This is a genomic window from Photobacterium sanguinicancri (assembly GCF_024346675.1).
Lineage (GTDB): Bacteria > Pseudomonadota > Gammaproteobacteria > Enterobacterales > Vibrionaceae > Photobacterium > Photobacterium sanguinicancri.
In genome coordinates, this window is sequence record NZ_AP024850.1 from 1,875,849 (window position 1) to 1,893,685 (window position 17,837).

The following is a 17,837-nucleotide window of genomic DNA, read 5'->3' on the forward strand; positions in this document are numbered from 1 at the left end:
GAGGCCTATTGATTAAACCTCTATTTGTTATCTAAACCAAAAATTACTCTTTGATTGTTAATTATTTTTCAACACTGAATAGTGCATTTATTTCTTTTTGGCCTTCTTTAATTTTTATAGCCCAATCCATTTTATCGTGCATGCACGCTGGCACCATAAATTCACCCTGCCAACCACTGTCGTTTTTTGTAAATATCACAGGCACAGATCCCATATACATACTGACACCTTCCACGATTGCTGTAGGTTTAACATTTGTGTTATCAATTTGTATGATAATGGCTGTATCAGCTTTTAACGCATCTGAAACAAATGAAATCGCAATGTTTTCGTCTGAGCTTTCAACCAAGCATCCAGTTGTTGATAAATGACATGTTAAAACTGTCTCGTTTTCTTGCTGAGTTTGGTTGTAGGTTATTGTTCTCCATACAAATGCTGTAATTAACACCACCATCAAGATGATTATTTGAGCAAGCCTGCCTTTAGTAAGTTTTTGTGCCGCCATATATTTGTACATCCCGTGTTACAGAGTTCAAAGTTTTCACATAAATGTTGCTTAACCGTAAACATAGTGTGGGCATCACACTGTTAATCATCTGTTATCTAACGTATTATGCGCAATGAAAATGCCACTTTTACAAAAAAATAGCAATTTGATTGTTAAGTTGTTCAAAAAAACAATATGACGTTAATTTAGCTACTGGGTGGTATTGCGACAACTTGTTGTTCGCACAAGGAAAGTAAAGAGTGTAGTTGAACAATAAATAGTGGAAGCATGCAACATGAGCCAAGTAAAGCAGCTTGAACAAAACTACAACTATACAGTCGTTCGTCAATTCACCTTAGTAACTATTCTTTGGGGTATTGTCGGTATGGGTGTTGGTGTATTAATTGCCGCCCAGCTAGTATGGCCGGCGCTAAATTTCGACCTACCTTGGTTGACATACAGCCGTTTGCGACCATTGCATACTAATGCAGTGATTTTCGCATTTGGTACTAGTGCGTTATTTGCTACGTCTTATTACGTAGTACAACGTACCTGTCAAGCAAGACTATTCGGTGGGAAATTAGCGGCGTTCACCTTCTGGGGTTGGCAAGCTATTATCCTGTCTGCGGCAATTTCATTGCCGATGGGCTGGACATCCGGTAAAGAATACGCAGAACTGGAATGGCCGATTGATATCGCTATTGCAGTTGTTTGGGTAGCCTATGCCATTGTCTTTTTCGGTACTATGATAAAACGTAAAACGTCACATATTTATGTGGCTAACTGGTTTTTCGGTGCCTTCATTCTCACGGTAGCGGTTCTACACATTGTTAATAGCCTTGCAGTACCTGTTTCCATGACTAAGTCTTACTCGGCTTATTCAGGTGCAGTCGATGCAATGGTTCAATGGTGGTATGGCCACAATGCGGTAGGTTTCCTACTGACAGCCGGTTTCCTAGGTATGATGTATTACTTCGTCCCTAAGCAAGCTGGTCGTCCGGTTTACTCGTACCGTCTATCTATCGTTCACTTCTGGGCATTAGTATCACTTTACATTTGGGCTGGCCCGCACCATCTTCATTACACAGCACTACCTGATTGGACTCAATCGTTAGGTATGGTGATGTCTTTGGTTCTATTCGCTCCTTCTTGGGGGGGAATGATCAACGGTATCATGACGCTGTCAGGTGCATGGCATAAACTACGTTACGACCCTATCCTACGTTTCCTTGTTGTTTCATTGTCTTTCTACGGTATGTCTACCTTCGAAGGCCCAATGATGGCAATTAAAACGGTTAACGCCTTATCGCACTACACGGACTGGACTATCGGTCACGTACACTCAGGTGCTTTAGGTTGGGTTGCAATGGTTTCTATTGGCGCCCTATACCACCTCATTCCAAAACTGTTCGGTCAAGAACGCATGTACTCAATTAAATTGATCAACGTGCACTTCTGGCTTGCAACGATCGGTACGGTACTTTACATCGTAGCTATGTGGATATCTGGTGTGATGCAAGGCCTAATGTGGCGTGCAGTGAACACCGACGGTACATTGACTTACAGCTTCGTTGAGTCGCTACAAGCGTCTTACCCATTCTACTTCGTTCGCTTCATTGGCGGCTTGATCTTCTTGTCTGGTATGTTCTTGCTTGCGTACAACGCATACAAAACAATCTCAGCACCGAAAGAAAGCCTGAAAGCCATTGAGCAACCAGCATAAGGAGTTCGACAGATGAGCAATCGTCATGAAATTGTAGAAAAAAATGTCGGCCTCCTAGCCATTCTTATCGTCATTGCGATCAGCTTTGGTGCGCTAGTAGAAATTACGCCGTTGTTATACCAAGACCAAACCACTGAACCAGTTGAAAACCTACGCCCTTATACGGCCTTGGAGATGGAAGGTCGTGACATTTACATCCGTGAAGGTTGTAACGTTTGTCATAGCCAAATGATTCGTCCATTCCGTTCTGAAACAGAGCGTTACGGTCATTACTCCGTTGCAGGTGAAAGTGTTTGGGAACACCCATTCTTATGGGGTTCAAAACGTACAGGGCCTGATTTGGCACGTGTAGGTGGTCGTTATTCTGATGACTGGCACCGTGTTCACCTTCGTGACCCTCGTGCTGTAGTTCCTGAGTCAAACATGCCTGGTTTCCCTTGGTTAGAAGAGAACGTACTGGACGGTAAGTTAACTTCTAAGAAACTTGCAATCTTTAAAGATAACTTTGGTGTGCCATACACTGATGAGCAAGTTGCTAATGCAAGTGAAGCGGTTAAAGGCAAGACTGAAATGGATGCACTTGTTGCTTACCTTCAGTCTCTTGGTCACGCGATGAAATAAGGAGCGTTCTATGGATATTGGAACTGTTCACAGTATTTGGACTGTCATTTTGTTTTCTAGCTTTATCGGCATTGTCGTATGGGCTTTCAGTAAACGTCAGAAAGCCCGTTTTGATGAAGCGGCTAATCTAGTGTTTGCTGATGAAGAGAAAGACGTGGCAACGCGCGATAAAGACAGGAGCTAGGAAGCATGACGACGTTTTGGAGTCTATGGATTAGTATCATCACTATCGCGACCTTTGTTGGTATTGCTGCCCTGCTTTATTGGTGTAGCCGAGACAAAATGGGTGTCGAAGAAGGTGAAGATATGGGGCACGAATACGATGGTATTCGTGAAATAAACAACCCACTGCCCAAGTGGTGGTCCTATATGTTTTGGGGCACACTGGTTTTTGGCGCAGTTTACTTAGTGCTATATCCTGGCCTAGGTAACTTTAAAGGCGTACTTGGTTGGACAAGTTCCGATCAGACTGTACGTTCAATGGCAGAGTCTCAAGCTTCTATGGAGCGCTCTCGTCAAGAGAAAACACTGGATCAGTACGCTAAAGAGTTAGGTGACGCACAAGCACGTTTTGGTGAAACATTCAAAGCACTGGCGTACGACAGTACAGGTAATACTTTACTGCCAATTACGCAAATTGCTAAAAACGATGAAGCAATTAAAGTCGGTCAACGTTTGTTCATTCAAAACTGTGCACAGTGCCATGGTTCTGATGCACGTGGCCAAGCGGGCTACCCTAACCTAACGGATGACGCTTGGTTATACGGTGGTGAGGCTGAAACTATCAAAACAACCATCATGAATGGTCGTATTGGTGTGATGCCTGCATGGATTGATTCACTAGGTGAAGACGGCGTAAAAAATGTGACAAGTTACGTGCTTTCAATGTCGGGCCGTAAAGTGAATGCTCAAGATGCCGCAGCAGGCAAACAACGCTTTGTTGTGTGTGCTGCTTGTCACGGAACGGATGGCAAAGGTAACCCTGCATTTGGTGCACCTGACCTAACGGATAACACTTGGCTATACGGTGGTTCTCGACGTGCCGTGGAAGCAACGATCACTCATGGTCGTCAAGGTGTAATGCCTGCATGGAAAGATGTACTTGGCGAAGAAAAAGTACAGCTTATCTCTGCTTACGTATGGAGCCTAAGCGAGTCAAATAGCAAATAATTTCCGCTATTCATCATCAGTTACAGTTAATCATAACGTTAACACTTTTAACTGAGACATAACCTATAGCCCCTGATACTCTCAGGGGCTCTTTCCAAGAAGTCTTCGAAGGTAATCAGCATGCAAAAACCATGGTATAAGCAGTTTTGGCCTTGGTTCCTTATGGCAATTCCTGCAACATCAATTATCTATAGCCTCAGCATTGTTTATGTCTTCTCACAAAACCAAGTTGATCTTGTTGCTGAAGATTATTACAAAAAAGGTAAAGCGATTAATCTTGACCTATCACGATTAAAAGTAGCCGATGCGCTTAAATTAAAAGCAAGTCTGCAAGTGGTCGATGACCAAATTACAGTTAATTTCGATAAAGGTGAACTAACGCAATTTCCTAACTTGCGTGTCACTTTCACCCACCGTACTCTTGCAAACAGAGACTTTACTCAAATGGTTAGTGCCGATCTAAAAGGCAGTTACCACTTCAACACATCAGCGCCAGTTCAAGGCCCTTGGTTCGTTGAGGTTGAACCATTTGAAGGCGACTGGATGTTGCAAGGCCCTGTAGCACTTCCAACATCCGACCCGATTTCGTTGTACGGGCAGATCAAGGAATGACAAAAGATTGTTACCACTGTGGTGACCCTGTTTTAACGGGTCACCAATTCCAAGTTGAAATCCTGGGCGAAACACGCGACATGTGTTGCCCTGGTTGTGAGGCAGTTGCACAGACTATCGTTGAAAGCGGCCTCACATCTTATTACGAATACCGCACCGCTCCTGCCGAAAAGGCTGATCTTGTACCGCAGCAACTCCAATCACTCCTTTTATACGATCATGAAGAAGTTCAGCAAGAGTTTGTCCGTAGTAATGAAAACAGCAAAGAAGTGACATTGTCACTTGAGGGCGTATCTTGCGCTGCTTGTGCCTGGTTGATTGAAAAGCAACTCATGCGCGAAGTCGGTATTATTTCTATACGCGTTAATACTACAACTCATCGCGCTTTACTTGCGTGGGATCCTGAACAAACTAAGCTCAGTCACCTTCTCTCTTGTATTCATAAATTGGGCTACAAAGCTGCGCCATTTGAGGCTGATGCCCAAGAGCAGCACTACCATGAAACCATGAAGCAATACCTCTATAAACTTGGTATTGCTGGTATTGCGACCATGCAGGTGATGATGCTGGCAGTAGCTCTGTATTTTGAAGTGTTTGGTGATTTAGACGCAGAGTTTAGAAATTATCTTCGCTGGGTAAGTTTGATTTTTGCAACTCCTGTCCTCTTATACTCTGCTCTACCTTTCTACTTAAACGCATGGCGAAACTTACGGGCATTGACTCTGGGGATGGATGTCCCCGTCTCTATCGCCTTGTTATTCGCGTATGTCGCAAGTATTTACGCGACAGTGACAGAAACAGGAGAAGTCTTTTTTGAATCGATCTCCATGTTTACTTTCTTCTTATTGCTTGGGCGGTTCCTTGAAATGCGCGCTCGTCGTCAAGCTGCGGCAGCCAGTGCTAACTTGCTAAAGCTTGTGCCTGCAATGGCAACATTAGAAGACGGTAGCCAAATCGCGGCCAAAACATTAAAAGTGAACGACATAGTGTCTGTTCTTCCTGGGGAAAGCTTACCCGCAGACGGTATTGTACTTTCTGGGGAAACCCACATCGATGAATCTATGCTGACTGGCGAACCCATGCCAGTTCCTCGTAATAAAGATGAACTCGTTTATGCGGGAACCATTAATGGTGATGGCAACATTAAAATTCGTGTCACACAGGATCGTCAGAATTCATTAATCTCGAACATTGTCCGCTTACAAGATGAAGCACAAATGTCGAAACCAAAAGTTGCCGTATTAGCCGATGTAGTCGCACGATACTTTGTGGCAATTATTTTGATCGTGGCTGCAGGTACTTGGTATTACTGGCATCAGCAAAAACCGGATGACGCTCTATGGATCACCCTTGCGGTCTTAGTTGCTACGTGCCCATGCGCCCTATCACTTGCTACGCCGACCGCGTTAACATGCTCGACATCTAGCCTTGGTCGATTAGGCATTCTACTACGTCGCGGCCATGTGCTGGAAACCCTATGTAAAGTTAACCAACTTGTTATTGATAAAACAGGGACGCTAACAGAAGGTAATGTTCGTCTTGTTGAAACGCGTTTGTTCAGTGATGTAGCAGAGCACGATGCGTTAGCGGTGGCGGCAGAACTTGAGCGCTTTGCTAATCACCCAATAGCGAATGCGTTTAAGCCCTACCGGAATAAACACACCTTGTTTAACAATGTAGAAAATACAATTGGGCAGGGTTTGCAAGGTGACATAGATCAGTGCACTTGGCGTATCGGTCAACTTAGTTTTGTGCTTCAAGATAACTCTAATGCTGAGCAGCTTACTAAAGAAATGGAAAATCAATTTCAAGTATGGCTATCGCGAGATACAGAGCTAGTCGCCGCATTTAAACTGGAAGACCCAATTAGAGAAGACAGTGCAGAGCTAATTGAACAATTTCACCGTGCTGGTATAAAAGTTACCATGCTTACAGGTGATAACTCGGTTAGTGCACAGGTTGTTGCCGATAAACTTGGTATCGACAAATTGGTTTCTGGTGTAACACCGGAAGGGAAACTTGATTACCTTCGTTGCCTTGATAAAAATGACGTTGCACTCATGATTGGCGATGGCGTGAACGACGCCCCTGTTCTGGCTGGAGCTCACCTTTCAGTCGCAATGGGCGGTGGTACTGATATCGCAAAATCATCAGCAGATATGGTGCTATTAGGCGATCAGCTGACTCGCATTCTTAATGCACGTAAATTGGCTTTGAAAACCAAAAAAATCATCCGTGAAAATTTAGCATGGGCACTAGGTTATAATTTAATTATTCTGCCATTAGCGGTCGCAGGGTTTGTTGCACCTTATATAGCAGTAGTGGGAATGTCGGCGAGTTCGATCATTGTTGTATCAAATTCTTTAAGGTTATTAAAATAAAATGGCTAGTCTTTACATTTTGATCCCTATTGCCATTGTATTGGTTTGCATTGCTGTTGGTGTCTTTTTATGGGCAGTTAAGTCGGAGCAATTTGAAGATCTTGAACGACAAGGCTTCGATATCTTGTTTGATGAGAGTGAAACAAAAGCAAAATCGACGCCAGATTCAAACTCAGAATCAGCACCTAAAAAGCCAGAGTAAGCCATGAGTATTGATTTTTATGCTGCGTTTGTCATTGGCCTAATGGGCGCTGGGCATTGCTTAGGAATGTGTGGTGGCGTTGCCGCGGCACTCACCATGGGAATGCCTAATCAACAGAAAAATAATAGGTGGCATTATTTATTAATGTACAACCTCGGCCGCCTACTCTCTTATACTATCGCTGGCGGTATCATTGGTGGCGCTTTTGCTGGTGTAGCAACATTGAGCGGCTCTTCTTACGCTTTGATTTCATTGCGTTTATTTGCTTCTGTCATGATGATAATACTCGCGCTTTACTTAGGGCAATGGTGGCAAGGTCTTGTAAAAATAGAAAAAGTTGGTCATATTCTTTGGAAGCGTATTGCCCCTAAAGCCAATACCTTTTTACCATTAAAATCACCGATGGCCGCATTACCTTTTGGGGTACTGTGGGGATGGTTACCTTGCGGGCTGGTTTACTCGACATTAAGCTGGGCGGCAGTATCCGGAAGCTTAGTTAGCGGCAGCCTGGTAATGCTTGCTTTTGGCTTAGGAACACTTCCTGCCATGCTCGTTGTGGGCGGGTTAGCCTCTCAACTAAAACAGCTACTCAGTAATTTATATTTCAAGCGTGCAAATGCTTTGTTGTTATTGGGTTATGGTATACATACTGGTTACATAGCAATCAATCAAATAATGTAGGTTTTTAATACTCGTCATATTGCTTCATAATATGTTAAAATATTGACCTACATCAAATTGGTTAGACAGGCTTATGATTTCAGACAAACTTACAACCAAACGTATCCAGTCAGGCGGGTGTGCAATCCACTGTCAGGATTGTAGTATTAGTCAGTTGTGTATCCCATTCACTTTGAATGAGTCTGAATTAGATCAGCTCGATCAAATTATCGAGCGAAAAAAACCAATCCAGAAAGGCCAAGAGCTTTTCAAAGCAGGCGATGAATTAAAATCGCTTTATGCTATTCGCTCCGGCACGATAAAAAGCTACACCATCACCGAACAGGGTGATGAGCAAATTACAGCTTTCCATCTTGCTGGTGACTTGGTTGGTTTTGACGCGATCAATGAAATGCTACACCCGAGCTTTGCTCAATCACTCGAAACATCTATGGTTTGTGAGATTCCTTTTGAAATCTTAGATGACCTTTCGGGTAAAATGCCAAAACTTCGTCAACAAATCATGCGCTTGATGAGTAACGAGATTAAAGGCGACCAAGAAATGATTCTACTGCTTTCTAAAAAGAATGCAGAAGAACGTTTAGCAGCATTCTTATACAATTTATCACTACGTTTCTCTCAGCGTGGCTTCTCACCTCGAGAATTCCGCCTAACTATGACACGCGGTGATATTGGTAACTACCTAGGTTTAACGGTTGAAACTATCAGTCGTCTATTAGGTCGCTTCCAAAAATCAGAAATGCTGAGTGTTAAAGGTAAGTACATTACGATTCTTGATCATGAAGAACTGGCACGATTAGCAGGTGTGAGCAAAAGCAACAGTCTGTAATAATCTATTCTTCAATGAAAACAAAAAGTGATACGTTTTTGATGCGTATCACTTTTTTTATATTTGCCCTCCGTATTTATCCCCTTTTTCCCCCACTTGCGTTACAGTTAGTTATACCTGTTTGAAATCTATATTAGGTATCTGTACTTTTTTCAGGTTAATGCAGTTGCCAACACAGTCGTGATGACAGTTTGTGTAAGGGGGCAGTTATGACACAGTACAAGAATATTTTGGTTGTTGCCGATCCGGCGCAAGACAATCAACCCGCACTTTCGCGAGCCGCGCACCTTGCTCAAGGTTCACCAGAAACTAAAATTACACTGTTTCTCGCGATCTACGATTTTTCTTATGAAATGACCTCAATGCTCTCGTCTGACGAACGGCAGGCTATGCGCAAAGGTGTGGTTCAACAACGAGAAGAATGGTTAAAAGATATTATTCGTCCTTTTACTGAAGACGGATTAAGTATCGAACTCTTAGTCGTTTGGCATAACCGCCCTTATGAAGCCGTGATTGCTGAAGTGTTTAGCAACCACCATGACATCGTGATTAAAGCCACGCATGAACATGACAAACTCGGTTCCGTTATCTTCACTCCAACAGATTGGCATTTACTACGAAAATGTCCATGCCCTGTTTTAATGGTGAAAGAACACAATTGGCCTGAGAATAGCGGCAAGATCATTGCGAGTGTAAATTTAGCCGCAGACAGTGAGACTCACGAAGCATTAAATGATTGCATCATTAACGAAGCAAAACGCTTTGCAGATACGCTTAATGCCGAAGTCATTATTGTTAATGCTTACCCATCAACACCAGTGAATATTACCATTGAGTTACCAGAGTTTGATCCAGCATCTTACACCGATGCTGTCCGTGGGCACCACCTAACCTCTATGAAAGCGTTACGCCAAAAACATGGTATATCTGAAGAGCAAACTTGCGTAGTGGAAGGTCTACCAGAAGATGTTATTCCACAAGTGGCCGAAGAGCTTGATGCCGAAATGGTCATTCTTGGCACAACAGGCCGAACAGGCTTATCTGCCATCTTTATTGGTAATACCGCAGAGCATACGATCGACAGCCTAAACTGTGATTTGTTAGCGCTAAAACCAGAAGGCTATATCAGCCCGTTAGCACCAAACATCGATTAACAGTTAGCTTGAAATAGCGTATTAGTTTTAGATACAAAAACGGAACCTTGATAGGTTCCGTTTTCACTTAAGTCTTAAACAATTTATTTAGCAACAGGTTGAACGGGCTGTACCGCGTTAGCATTTTCTTTCTTTGTTTCAGAGCTAATACCCGCCAAGGCTTTCACTGCCGTTGTAATAAAGAGTTCTTGGTTTTTTTCTTTACAGTATTTAGTGCTTAAACCGCGTCGGCTCCACTCACTCGCAATAGCAAAACGAGTATGGACAGAATCACGACCATGCACATATGTATCGCAAAGCTCTTGATTAGACATTTGCTGTGGTGAAGAATATACCGTGCTGCTTCGTAAGCCTAACTGCTGCGTCTGCTGTGATGAACATCCAACAAGCCCAAAGCTAAGTAAACCCGCTAATACGAATGTTCCCTTTTTTACCAAAGTCATAAATCCCTGCTTGCTTAAACGATGACTAATTGTGGCAGCTACGTTGAGGCTACCAAATAGATTAACTGCAAGTTTACAGTAAATAGCTATAAAAGTTAGCGGTTTAGTTCGATGTTTTGGGAACAGGCTCAAGGGGGAAAGAAAGGCTGATGCAGAATGAGGCACGTGTAAATAGGCGCGAATAGGGAAATTCTTTATCTAATTAACAAAAGGGCAACTATAGTCGCCCTTTCTCATCATGCTGAATAATTGTTGTGATTAAACGTTAGTCACATCAATAAACATAGACTCATCAATGTTCGTTGATGATACTTCAGCTTCAGTGAAAGCATACTCTGCACGTTCACCTTCACGATCTAGCGGCAAGTTAACAAAATCAAATAGATTCTTATCTGCTAATTGGCTTGGGCTAATGTTCTGAATTGATTTGAAAATACTATCAACACGGCCTGGTGTTTTCTTATCCCAATCAATCAACATTGCTTTAATATTCTGGCGCTGAAGGTTTTCTTGAGAACCACATAGGTTACATGGAATGATCGGGAACGCTTTATGTTCAGCGTATTTGATCAGATCCTTTTCACGGCAGTAAGTCAGTGGACGAATAACCACGTTACGACCATCATCTGAACGAAGTTTAGGAGGCATCGCCTTTAAACGAGAACCGTGGAACATGTTCAAGAACATAGTCTCAACGATATCATCAAGGTGGTGACCAAGTGCAATCTTCGTTGCCCCAATTTTCTCAGCAAACGAGTAAAGCGTACCGCGGCGTAGACGCGAACATAGACCACATGTTGTCTTGCCTTCTTCGATTTTCTCTTTAACCACTGAATACGTATCTTTATCTACGATGTAGTAAGGAATATTCAGGCTTTTGAAGTATTCTGGCAAAATATGATCAGGGAAACCCGGTTGCTTTTGATCAAGGTTAACAGCAACAACATCAAAATGAATCGGCGCTGCTTTTTTCAAGTTCAAAAGGATATCGAGCATCGCAAATGAATCTTTACCGCCACTGATACATGCCATCACAACATCATTTTCTTCAATCATGTTGTAATCGATAATTGCATTCCCAACATTTCTCCTTAAACGCTTTTGGAGTTTGTTGAATTCAAGTGTCTCTTTTCTATTATCATTCTGATTCATTGCGACTTCTCACACTGTCGAAGATATCGACTGTAGATTTCCTAGATGGATTCTTTGTAGGGCGTGGATTATACGGATTTTTCTGCGATGTTGAAACATCTGTATAGCGGGATCTAAAAAAGCTGCTTAATGCAGCTTTTTTAGTGTGTTTTGAGAGGCTATTTGAACAAGCTTAAAAAGAAGCGTTTGATGTAATCAACAATTTGGCTAAAGATACCACCTTCTTCTACTGTTTCGAGAGCAACAAGCGGTGCTTCACCGACACTATTGTCGTTCACTTGATAAATCACCTTACCGACAACAGTACCTTTACGAACAGGAGCAACAAGCTCATCATCTAATTCGACATGGGCTTTTAGCCATTTAACCTTATTGCGTGACGCGGTAACAAAAGTATCCTCGCCTACCCCAAGTTTAATTTCGTCTTTATCACCCATCCATATTTTTTCATTAAGAATGGACTCGCCTTGCTTGTGTGGTGACACCGTATCAAAGAAACGGAAACCATAGTTCAGTAGCTGTTTGCTTTCTGCTTCACGGCTTTTTGAACTACTTGCTCCCATCACGACCGAGATTAAACGCATATCATCTTGAGTGGCAGAGCTCGCCAAACTAAAACCAGCCCCACTGGTGTAACCTGTTTTCATCCCATCTACATTCAAGCTTCTATCACCCAGTAGACCATTACGGTTACGCTGCGTAATGTTGTTATAGTTAAAAGAACGCTCACTATAAAGAGAGTAAATGTCAGGTAAATCGTGAATTAATGCCTGACCTAATAACGCAATATCATAAGGCGTGCTGTACAGGTTATCAGCATCTAATCCATGTGGGTTGGAGAATGAAGAGTTGGTCATTTCTAATTTTTTGGCCCATGAGTTCATTAAACTCACAAAAGCCCCTTCCGACCCTGCAACATGCTCTGCAATGGCAACACTGGCATCGTTACCTGATTGCACTATCAAACCACGATATAAGTCCATCATGTTGACTTCAGTGCCAACCTCAATAAACATTTTTGATGAATCTGGGAAGTTTCGTGCCCATGCGTTACGGCTGATCACCACTAAATCGTCAGCATTAATATTACCTTGCTGCATCTCTTTACCGGCTACAAAACTGGTCATCAGCTTCGTTAAGCTGGCAGGGTTAAGTTTTTCATGCGCATTTTTTTCTACCAAGATTTTTCCTGTGTGGTAATCAATAAGCACATAGCCTTTTGAACCCAGTACTGGAGCATCAGGAATTACTGTTGGTGCCGCTGTTGCGTTAAGAGAAAAAGATAAAAGCATCGCTGCTGTCAGCGAACAAGCAGGCAGCGAGGATAAAACGCGTGGAATGGTATTCATCGTGCTACGTATTCCGTATAACCAAAAGATACATCCAGTATATATAAGCATTTCACGAATACATGCTTCTCTCATCAACAATTACGATTGAGGTTAAATTCTGACAATTTTTCACGATAATTTACATTACAAAGAGTGAGTTCTTGGCCATTTTGTTACACTAGCGACTCTTAATTACTGCTATAAAGCGTGATATTGCGATTAATCGTAAACACGTTACTATGCTAAAAGTGATTTTTAGTATCATCACGTTAAACCAATAGTTATTCATTTACGAAAAGCCTAAATAAAATCGATGCAAAAACATAAAGGCTATAGATTGAAACAAGTGGATACCCACATTAAAGTTCGCCATTCAACAGGCAAGATTACAGGGAAAGAATATGTCTAATTATCAACAGCTCGAAAAACACTTCAAGAAATTGTCTCGCTTTAATCACTTAGGTGCAATTTGTGGTTGGGATCAGGCCTCAATGATGCCTGAAGGTGGTAACGATGCTCGCTCAGCAGCAATGGCTGAACTGGCCGTTTATACCCACCAATTATTAACAGACCCAAAGCTACAAGCTCTCTTTACACAAGCTGAATCTGAAAGTCTTTCAACAGAGCAACAAGCCAGCCTACGTGAAATGAAAAACCGCTGGCAGCAAGCCACAGTACTGCCAGAAGATCTAGTTGAAGCACAGTCTAAAGCAGGATCTGTTTGTGAGCATGCTTGGCGAAATCAGCGTAAAGACAATAACTGGGCTGATTTCCAAACGAATCTTGAAAAAGTAGTTGAACTGTCTCGTCAAGAAGCTCAGATCCGATCTGAAGCTACTGGTTTAAGCCGCTATAACGCGCTAGTTGATTTGTACGAACCAGGCATGACGACAGATAAGCTTGATGTTATTTTTGCTGATGTGAAATCTTGGCTTCCTGACCTCATTCAACAAATACAGAAGAAACAACAATCGGAAAGTGTGCTAATGCCTCAAGGCCCTTTTGCTATTGATAAGCAAAAAGAACTGAGCGTTGAAATGATGAAGCTACTCGGTTTTGATTTTAATCATGGCCGCCTTGACGTCAGTGTCCACCCTTTCTGCGGTGGTATACCTACCGACGTTCGTATGACGACGCGTTACGACGAAGTAGATTTCACCTCCGCATTAATGGGGGTTATCCACGAAACAGGCCACGCACGTTACGAGCAAGGTCTGCCAAAAGAATGGGCTGAATTACCTGCGGGTGAAGCGCGTTCAATGGGGATTCATGAATCACAAAGTTTGTTGTTTGAAATGCAGTTATCACGCAGCTTAGAATTTATTAATTTGTTAGCACCAACGGCACAAGCATTGTTAAACCGTGAAGACGACCCAGCGTTTACGGCAGAAAACATCACTCTTTTTAATACACGAGTTAAACCAGCTTTTATTCGTGTCGACGCCGATGAAGTCACCTATCCTGCCCACATTATTCTTCGCTATGAAATCGAGCGAGATTTAATCGAAGGCAAGATTGAAGTGGCAGATATTCCATCACTCTGGAATCAAAAAATGACAGAGTACTTAGGTGTGAATACGGAAGGTAATTACACCGATGGCTGCATGCAAGATATTCACTGGACCGATGGCAGCTTTGGGTACTTTCCAAGTTATACATTAGGTGCAATGTACGCCGCGCAGTTCATGGCTACCATGCGCAAAGAAATGGATGTAGAACAGCTCATTAGTGACAATAACCTTACACCTATCTTTACTTGGCTTGAAGCAAACATCTGGTCAAAAGCATCCACACTCACAACCGATGAACTTGTAATTCGAGCAACAGGTAAATCGCTGAATCCGAGTTATTTTAAAGAACATTTAATAAGCCGCTATCTATAAAATCTAATAAGGGCAGCAATAGCTGCTCTTATTCCTATTTCACACCTATAAAACACTCACAGCCACAGACAATGCCAAGGTTACCATTGCAGGTATCCCATCTTGCCAGCGATCAAAGCGAAAATGGAAGAATAGCGCCCCGACCGAGGTTGCTCCTAATAAAGCCGCACCACTCCATAACACCAATGGGTTTTCTATTACGAATAATGAGCTAATAAGTAGAATCACGCCCGCTAACTCAATTAAACCAACCACAAACATGGCTGCTCTATTGAGGCCATACTTATGGAAAAAAGCGAGCTGTGTTTCAAAAATTATTTTCTGCCAGCCAAGTAATTTTACGGAACTCGCAAATGCAAAAAAAGCGATTAACAGCAGCACTAAGACATCTTTCATTGTTTCATTCTCCTCGTTGAATTAGGCTATTTAAACATTCCAAACGAGATGGAAGAATGCTATTTTTGTCATAGTTAACATTCTAAAATGGAATGATTTAGGTGGTGTTGTATGGACAAATATGAATGCATAACGCTATTTGCTCGAACGGCTCAACTGGGGAGTTTTACTGCGGCGGCAGATGAACAAAATCTAACTCAAAGTGCGGTGAGCAAAAAGATAGCTTGGTTAGAAAATCGTATTGGGTTTACCTTGTTTTATCGTAACAGCAGGAAAATATCGCTAACACCACAAGGCGCTGAGTATCTGATCTATTGCATTAAATTACTTGATGAAATGACGCATACTGAATCACGCTTGAAAGGTGAACTCACTCAAGTCAGTGGTGAACTCAAACTCTCGGTTCCCAGCGCTGCCGCAACAATATTACTGGCAGAACCGATTAGTCAGTTTATGACCATGCACCCTAACCTTGTCATCAATGTATCGGTAAATGATCGGCAGGTAGATTTAATCGAAAGCAGTGTAGATATTGCGATTCGTGCGTCGTACCTAGAAGACTCCGGCTATAAGGCGCGTTTGTTGTTTACCAATGAAGCGGTTTGTTTTGCTTCGCCACAGTATTTAGCAAATAAGCCCACGCCAAAGACAATTAACGATCTTAAACAACTTCAATGCTTAACCTATTCTTTTAGCTCCCCGTCCAACATATGGGGATTTAAAAATACAGACGGTACTTTTTCTAAAGTCGCAGTTAGAGAAAGCTTTAAAAGTGACAGTGCTGAGTTATTACTTGAAATGGCATTGCTAGGGCATGGTGTCGCGCTATTACCCTGTTGGATGGTTGAACAGTATCTCAGTAAAGCTCAGTTAACCTTAGTATTAACAGAATACGAGCCAATGAAACTTCCCATGTATGCCGTATTCAAAGCGAACGACTATCAACCTCAAAGGATAACGTCTTTCGTTAGTTTTCTTGCAAATTACTTTCAGGAACGTTTTTGACGTATGCTTCTTCGAGTTAGCTGTTTCAGTCACTGGAAACCAAAACGTAAAAAAGCCGCTAAAATTAGCGGCTCTTTTGATATTGCAGCGATGCACGTCTAGCGAGATTAATCGTTGACGTTAGCTGTGTTTTTTTAGCATATCAAGCGCAACCGCTTCAGCGATTTTGATGCCATCAATACCTGCAGACAAAATACCGCCCGCGTAACCTGCACCTTCACCACCTGGGTATAAGCCTAGTGTGTTAATGCTTTGGAAATCAGCGCCACGTTTAATTTGAACCGGTGATGATGTACGAGTTTCAACACCCGTTAGCATTGCATCTTTACTATCAAAACCGCGGATCTTCTTAGCAAACGCAGGAAGTGCTTCACGAATCGCATCGATAGCAAAATCAGGTAATGCATCACTTAGATCTGTCATTTTAACATTCGGTTTGTAAGATGGTTCAACCGCTTCAAAAGGCTTACCTTTACCAGCAGCTAAGAAATCACCAACCATTTGTGCTGGCGCGTCGTAGTTGCTTCCACCCATAACATAAGCATTACGTTCTAGCTTACGCTGAAGCTCAACACCTTGTAGCGGATCGTTATTAAAATCTTCAGGAGAAATACCAACAACAATCGCACTGTTCGCATTACGTTCGCTACGAGAGTACTGGCTCATACCATTGGTTACAACCGCATGCTCTTCCGACGTCGCGGCAACCACAACACCACCAGGGCACATACAGAAACTATATACAGAGCGACCGTTTTTGCAGTGATGCACAAGTTTGTAATCTGCAGCACCTAAAATTGGGTGACCCGCATTTTTACCAAAACGCGCTTGGTCAATCATCTCTTGTTTGTGTTCAACTCGGAAACCAATAGAGAAAGACTGTGCTTCCAAATGTACGCCTTTATCATGCAGCATTTGGAAAGTATCACGCGCACTATGGCCGATTGCAGCAACAACATGTTTACTGTTGATCACTTCGCCACCGTTAAGCGTTACACCTACAACCTGACGTTCGCCATTTACTTCTTCGATGTTGATTTCTTCAACACGCGTTTCGAAACGAATCTCGCCGCCAAGTTCAATGATCTTAGAGCGAATTTTCTCAACCATGGTCACTAATTTGTAAGTACCAATGTGCGGTTTGCTAACGTAAATAATTTCAGAAGGTGCGCCCGCAAGAACAAACTCTTGTTTAACTTTAAGACCAAGGAAACCTGGATCTTTTACTTGGCTATAGAGTTTGCCGTCAGAAAACGTACCCGCACCACCTTCACCAAATTGAACATTCGATTCAGTATTTAATTCACTGGTACGCCAAAAACGGAATGTATCTTTAGCGCGTTCATGTACTGATTTACCGCGTTCTAACAGAATTGGTTTAAAACCCATTTGAGCTAGAATTAGTGCTACAAATATGCCACAAGGGCCCATGCCGATCACAATCGGACGCTCCGTTAAATCACTCGGAGCACTGGCAACATATTTGTATTCAGTGTCTGGCGATTGGCGCACGTTTGGATCGTTGTCAAAGTTTGCTAGCAGTAACTCTTCATCAACATTTTTTAGCGTAATATCTAAAGTGTAAATTAAGGAGATTTGACTTTTCTTGCGTGCGTCATAACCACGTTTAAATACATGGATATCAACCAGTTGCTGTTCAGATATTGACAGTGCTTTTAAAACATAATCTTGTAATGCGTTTTCAGCGTGATCCAGCGGTAATTTCACTTGGTTGAGACGTATCATAATTTACCTGATATATGGACG

18 protein-coding genes are annotated in these 17,837 nt (G+C 42.4%); 12 read left to right on the forward strand and 6 right to left on the reverse strand.

Features of this window, described 5'->3' with window-relative positions:
* Nucleotides 1-61: 61 nt before the first annotated feature.
* On the reverse strand, nucleotides 62-505 hold the full coding sequence (locus OCU87_RS09060) for a hypothetical protein (protein WP_062690677.1): 444 nt from the start codon (nucleotides 503-505) through the stop codon (nucleotides 62-64).
* A 277-nt stretch (nucleotides 506-782) separates the two neighbouring features.
* Here OCU87_RS09060 and ccoN point away from each other — a divergent pair, with 277 nt between their 5' ends.
* From ccoN to uspE, 10 genes are all read left to right on the forward strand, one after another.
* Nucleotides 783-2,210, forward strand: coding sequence for a cytochrome-c oxidase, cbb3-type subunit I (ccoN, locus tag OCU87_RS09065; protein WP_094957422.1), 1,428 nt, complete (start codon nucleotides 783-785; stop codon nucleotides 2,208-2,210).
* A gap of 12 nt (nucleotides 2,211-2,222) precedes the next feature.
* A complete protein-coding gene (gene ccoO / locus OCU87_RS09070; protein ID WP_062690676.1) occupies nucleotides 2,223-2,831 on the forward strand; it encodes a cytochrome-c oxidase, cbb3-type subunit II in 609 nt (202 codons plus the stop codon).
* 10 nt (nucleotides 2,832-2,841) lie between these two features.
* Nucleotides 2,842-3,015 carry a cbb3-type cytochrome oxidase subunit 3 gene (locus OCU87_RS09075; RefSeq protein ID WP_048898373.1) on the forward strand — a complete coding sequence of 58 codons (174 nt, stop codon included), beginning with the start codon at nucleotides 2,842-2,844 and terminating at the stop codon, nucleotides 3,013-3,015.
* Nucleotides 3,016-3,020: 5 nt separating this feature from the next.
* Nucleotides 3,021-4,001 (forward strand): cytochrome-c oxidase, cbb3-type subunit III, encoded by a 981-nt coding sequence (gene ccoP, locus OCU87_RS09080; protein WP_261856944.1) that lies wholly within the window; start codon nucleotides 3,021-3,023, stop codon nucleotides 3,999-4,001.
* 120 nt (nucleotides 4,002-4,121) lie between these two features.
* Nucleotides 4,122-4,613 carry a FixH family protein gene (locus OCU87_RS09085; protein WP_062690675.1) on the forward strand — a complete coding sequence of 164 codons (492 nt, stop codon included), beginning with the start codon at nucleotides 4,122-4,124 and terminating at the stop codon, nucleotides 4,611-4,613.
* A complete protein-coding gene (locus tag OCU87_RS09090) occupies nucleotides 4,610-6,994 on the forward strand; it encodes a heavy metal translocating P-type ATPase (RefSeq protein ID WP_261856945.1) in 2,385 nt (794 codons plus the stop codon). The genes OCU87_RS09085 and OCU87_RS09090 overlap by 4 nt, the downstream gene beginning before the upstream one ends.
* A 1-nt stretch (nucleotide 6,995) precedes the next feature.
* Complete coding sequence (ccoS, locus tag OCU87_RS09095; protein ID WP_261856946.1) at nucleotides 6,996-7,196, forward strand: cbb3-type cytochrome oxidase assembly protein CcoS; 201 nt, start codon at nucleotides 6,996-6,998, stop codon at nucleotides 7,194-7,196.
* Between the two features lie 3 nt (nucleotides 7,197-7,199).
* Entirely contained in the window at nucleotides 7,200-7,877 is a 678-nt protein-coding gene (locus OCU87_RS09100; protein WP_094957419.1) for a sulfite exporter TauE/SafE family protein, read from the forward strand.
* 73 nt (nucleotides 7,878-7,950) lie between these two features.
* Nucleotides 7,951-8,706 (forward strand): FNR family transcription factor, encoded by a 756-nt coding sequence (locus tag OCU87_RS09105; protein WP_062690671.1) that lies wholly within the window; start codon nucleotides 7,951-7,953, stop codon nucleotides 8,704-8,706.
* Between the two features lie 209 nt (nucleotides 8,707-8,915).
* The gene (gene uspE / locus OCU87_RS09110; protein ID WP_261856947.1) at nucleotides 8,916-9,860 is read left to right on the forward strand and encodes a universal stress protein UspE; all 945 of its coding nucleotides are present in this window, start codon (nucleotides 8,916-8,918) and stop codon (nucleotides 9,858-9,860) included.
* 83 nt (nucleotides 9,861-9,943) lie between these two features.
* Here the strand turns inward: uspE and OCU87_RS09115 are convergent, their stop codons facing one another.
* The 3 genes from OCU87_RS09115 to OCU87_RS09125 form a co-directional block, all read right to left on the reverse strand.
* Nucleotides 9,944-10,303, reverse strand: a complete 360-nt coding sequence (locus OCU87_RS09115; protein WP_261856948.1) for a hypothetical protein — start codon at nucleotides 10,301-10,303, stop codon at nucleotides 9,944-9,946.
* 258 nt (nucleotides 10,304-10,561) lie between these two features.
* Nucleotides 10,562-11,455, reverse strand: a complete 894-nt coding sequence (gene ttcA / locus OCU87_RS09120) for a tRNA 2-thiocytidine(32) synthetase TtcA (RefSeq protein WP_094957416.1) — start codon at nucleotides 11,453-11,455, stop codon at nucleotides 10,562-10,564.
* Nucleotides 11,456-11,613: 158 nt separating this feature from the next.
* A complete protein-coding gene (locus OCU87_RS09125; RefSeq protein ID WP_261856949.1) occupies nucleotides 11,614-12,804 on the reverse strand; it encodes a D-alanyl-D-alanine carboxypeptidase family protein in 1,191 nt (396 codons plus the stop codon).
* Nucleotides 12,805-13,187: 383 nt separating this feature from the next.
* On the opposite strand from OCU87_RS09125, the gene OCU87_RS09130 reads away from it, so the two are divergent.
* Nucleotides 13,188-14,669, forward strand: a complete 1,482-nt coding sequence (locus tag OCU87_RS09130) for a carboxypeptidase M32 (RefSeq protein WP_261856950.1) — start codon at nucleotides 13,188-13,190, stop codon at nucleotides 14,667-14,669.
* 45 nt (nucleotides 14,670-14,714) lie between these two features.
* Here the strand turns inward: OCU87_RS09130 and OCU87_RS09135 are convergent, their stop codons facing one another.
* A complete protein-coding gene (locus tag OCU87_RS09135) occupies nucleotides 14,715-15,065 on the reverse strand; it encodes a DoxX family protein (protein WP_062690666.1) in 351 nt (116 codons plus the stop codon).
* Nucleotides 15,066-15,176: 111 nt separating this feature from the next.
* On the opposite strand from OCU87_RS09135, the gene OCU87_RS09140 reads away from it, so the two are divergent.
* Nucleotides 15,177-16,070 carry a LysR family transcriptional regulator gene (locus tag OCU87_RS09140; RefSeq protein ID WP_261856951.1) on the forward strand — a complete coding sequence of 298 codons (894 nt, stop codon included), beginning with the start codon at nucleotides 15,177-15,179 and terminating at the stop codon, nucleotides 16,068-16,070.
* 120 nt (nucleotides 16,071-16,190) lie between these two features.
* Here OCU87_RS09140 and OCU87_RS09145 read toward each other — a convergent pair whose 3' ends face one another.
* Entirely contained in the window at nucleotides 16,191-17,816 is a 1,626-nt protein-coding gene (locus tag OCU87_RS09145) for an NAD(P)/FAD-dependent oxidoreductase (protein WP_062690664.1), read from the reverse strand.
* Nucleotides 17,817-17,837: the final 21 nt, after the last annotated feature.

Excerpts from the sequence above, each read along its gene's own strand:
- OCU87_RS09060 (WP_062690677.1), bottom strand. The coding sequence starts at position 505 with ATGGCGGCACAAAAACTTACTAAAGGCAGGCTTGCTCAAATAATCATC.
- ccoN (WP_094957422.1), top strand. The coding sequence starts at position 783 with ATGAGCCAAGTAAAGCAGCTTGAACAAAACTACAACTATACAGTCGTT.
- ccoO (WP_062690676.1), top strand. The coding sequence starts at position 2,223 with ATGAGCAATCGTCATGAAATTGTAGAAAAAAATGTCGGCCTCCTAGCC.
- OCU87_RS09075 (WP_048898373.1), top strand. The coding sequence starts at position 2,842 with ATGGATATTGGAACTGTTCACAGTATTTGGACTGTCATTTTGTTTTCT.
- ccoP (WP_261856944.1), top strand. The coding sequence starts at position 3,021 with ATGACGACGTTTTGGAGTCTATGGATTAGTATCATCACTATCGCGACC.
- OCU87_RS09085 (WP_062690675.1), top strand. The coding sequence starts at position 4,122 with ATGCAAAAACCATGGTATAAGCAGTTTTGGCCTTGGTTCCTTATGGCA.
- OCU87_RS09090 (WP_261856945.1), top strand. The coding sequence starts at position 4,610 with ATGACAAAAGATTGTTACCACTGTGGTGACCCTGTTTTAACGGGTCAC.
- ccoS (WP_261856946.1), top strand. The coding sequence starts at position 6,996 with ATGGCTAGTCTTTACATTTTGATCCCTATTGCCATTGTATTGGTTTGC.
- OCU87_RS09100 (WP_094957419.1), top strand. The coding sequence starts at position 7,200 with ATGAGTATTGATTTTTATGCTGCGTTTGTCATTGGCCTAATGGGCGCT.
- OCU87_RS09105 (WP_062690671.1), top strand. The coding sequence starts at position 7,951 with ATGATTTCAGACAAACTTACAACCAAACGTATCCAGTCAGGCGGGTGT.
- uspE (WP_261856947.1), top strand. The coding sequence starts at position 8,916 with ATGACACAGTACAAGAATATTTTGGTTGTTGCCGATCCGGCGCAAGAC.
- OCU87_RS09115 (WP_261856948.1), bottom strand. The coding sequence starts at position 10,303 with ATGACTTTGGTAAAAAAGGGAACATTCGTATTAGCGGGTTTACTTAGC.
- ttcA (WP_094957416.1), bottom strand. The coding sequence starts at position 11,455 with ATGAATCAGAATGATAATAGAAAAGAGACACTTGAATTCAACAAACTC.
- OCU87_RS09125 (WP_261856949.1), bottom strand. The coding sequence starts at position 12,804 with ATGAATACCATTCCACGCGTTTTATCCTCGCTGCCTGCTTGTTCGCTG.
- OCU87_RS09130 (WP_261856950.1), top strand. The coding sequence starts at position 13,188 with ATGTCTAATTATCAACAGCTCGAAAAACACTTCAAGAAATTGTCTCGC.
- OCU87_RS09135 (WP_062690666.1), bottom strand. The coding sequence starts at position 15,065 with ATGAAAGATGTCTTAGTGCTGCTGTTAATCGCTTTTTTTGCATTTGCG.
- OCU87_RS09140 (WP_261856951.1), top strand. The coding sequence starts at position 15,177 with ATGGACAAATATGAATGCATAACGCTATTTGCTCGAACGGCTCAACTG.
- OCU87_RS09145 (WP_062690664.1), bottom strand. The coding sequence starts at position 17,816 with ATGATACGTCTCAACCAAGTGAAATTACCGCTGGATCACGCTGAAAAC.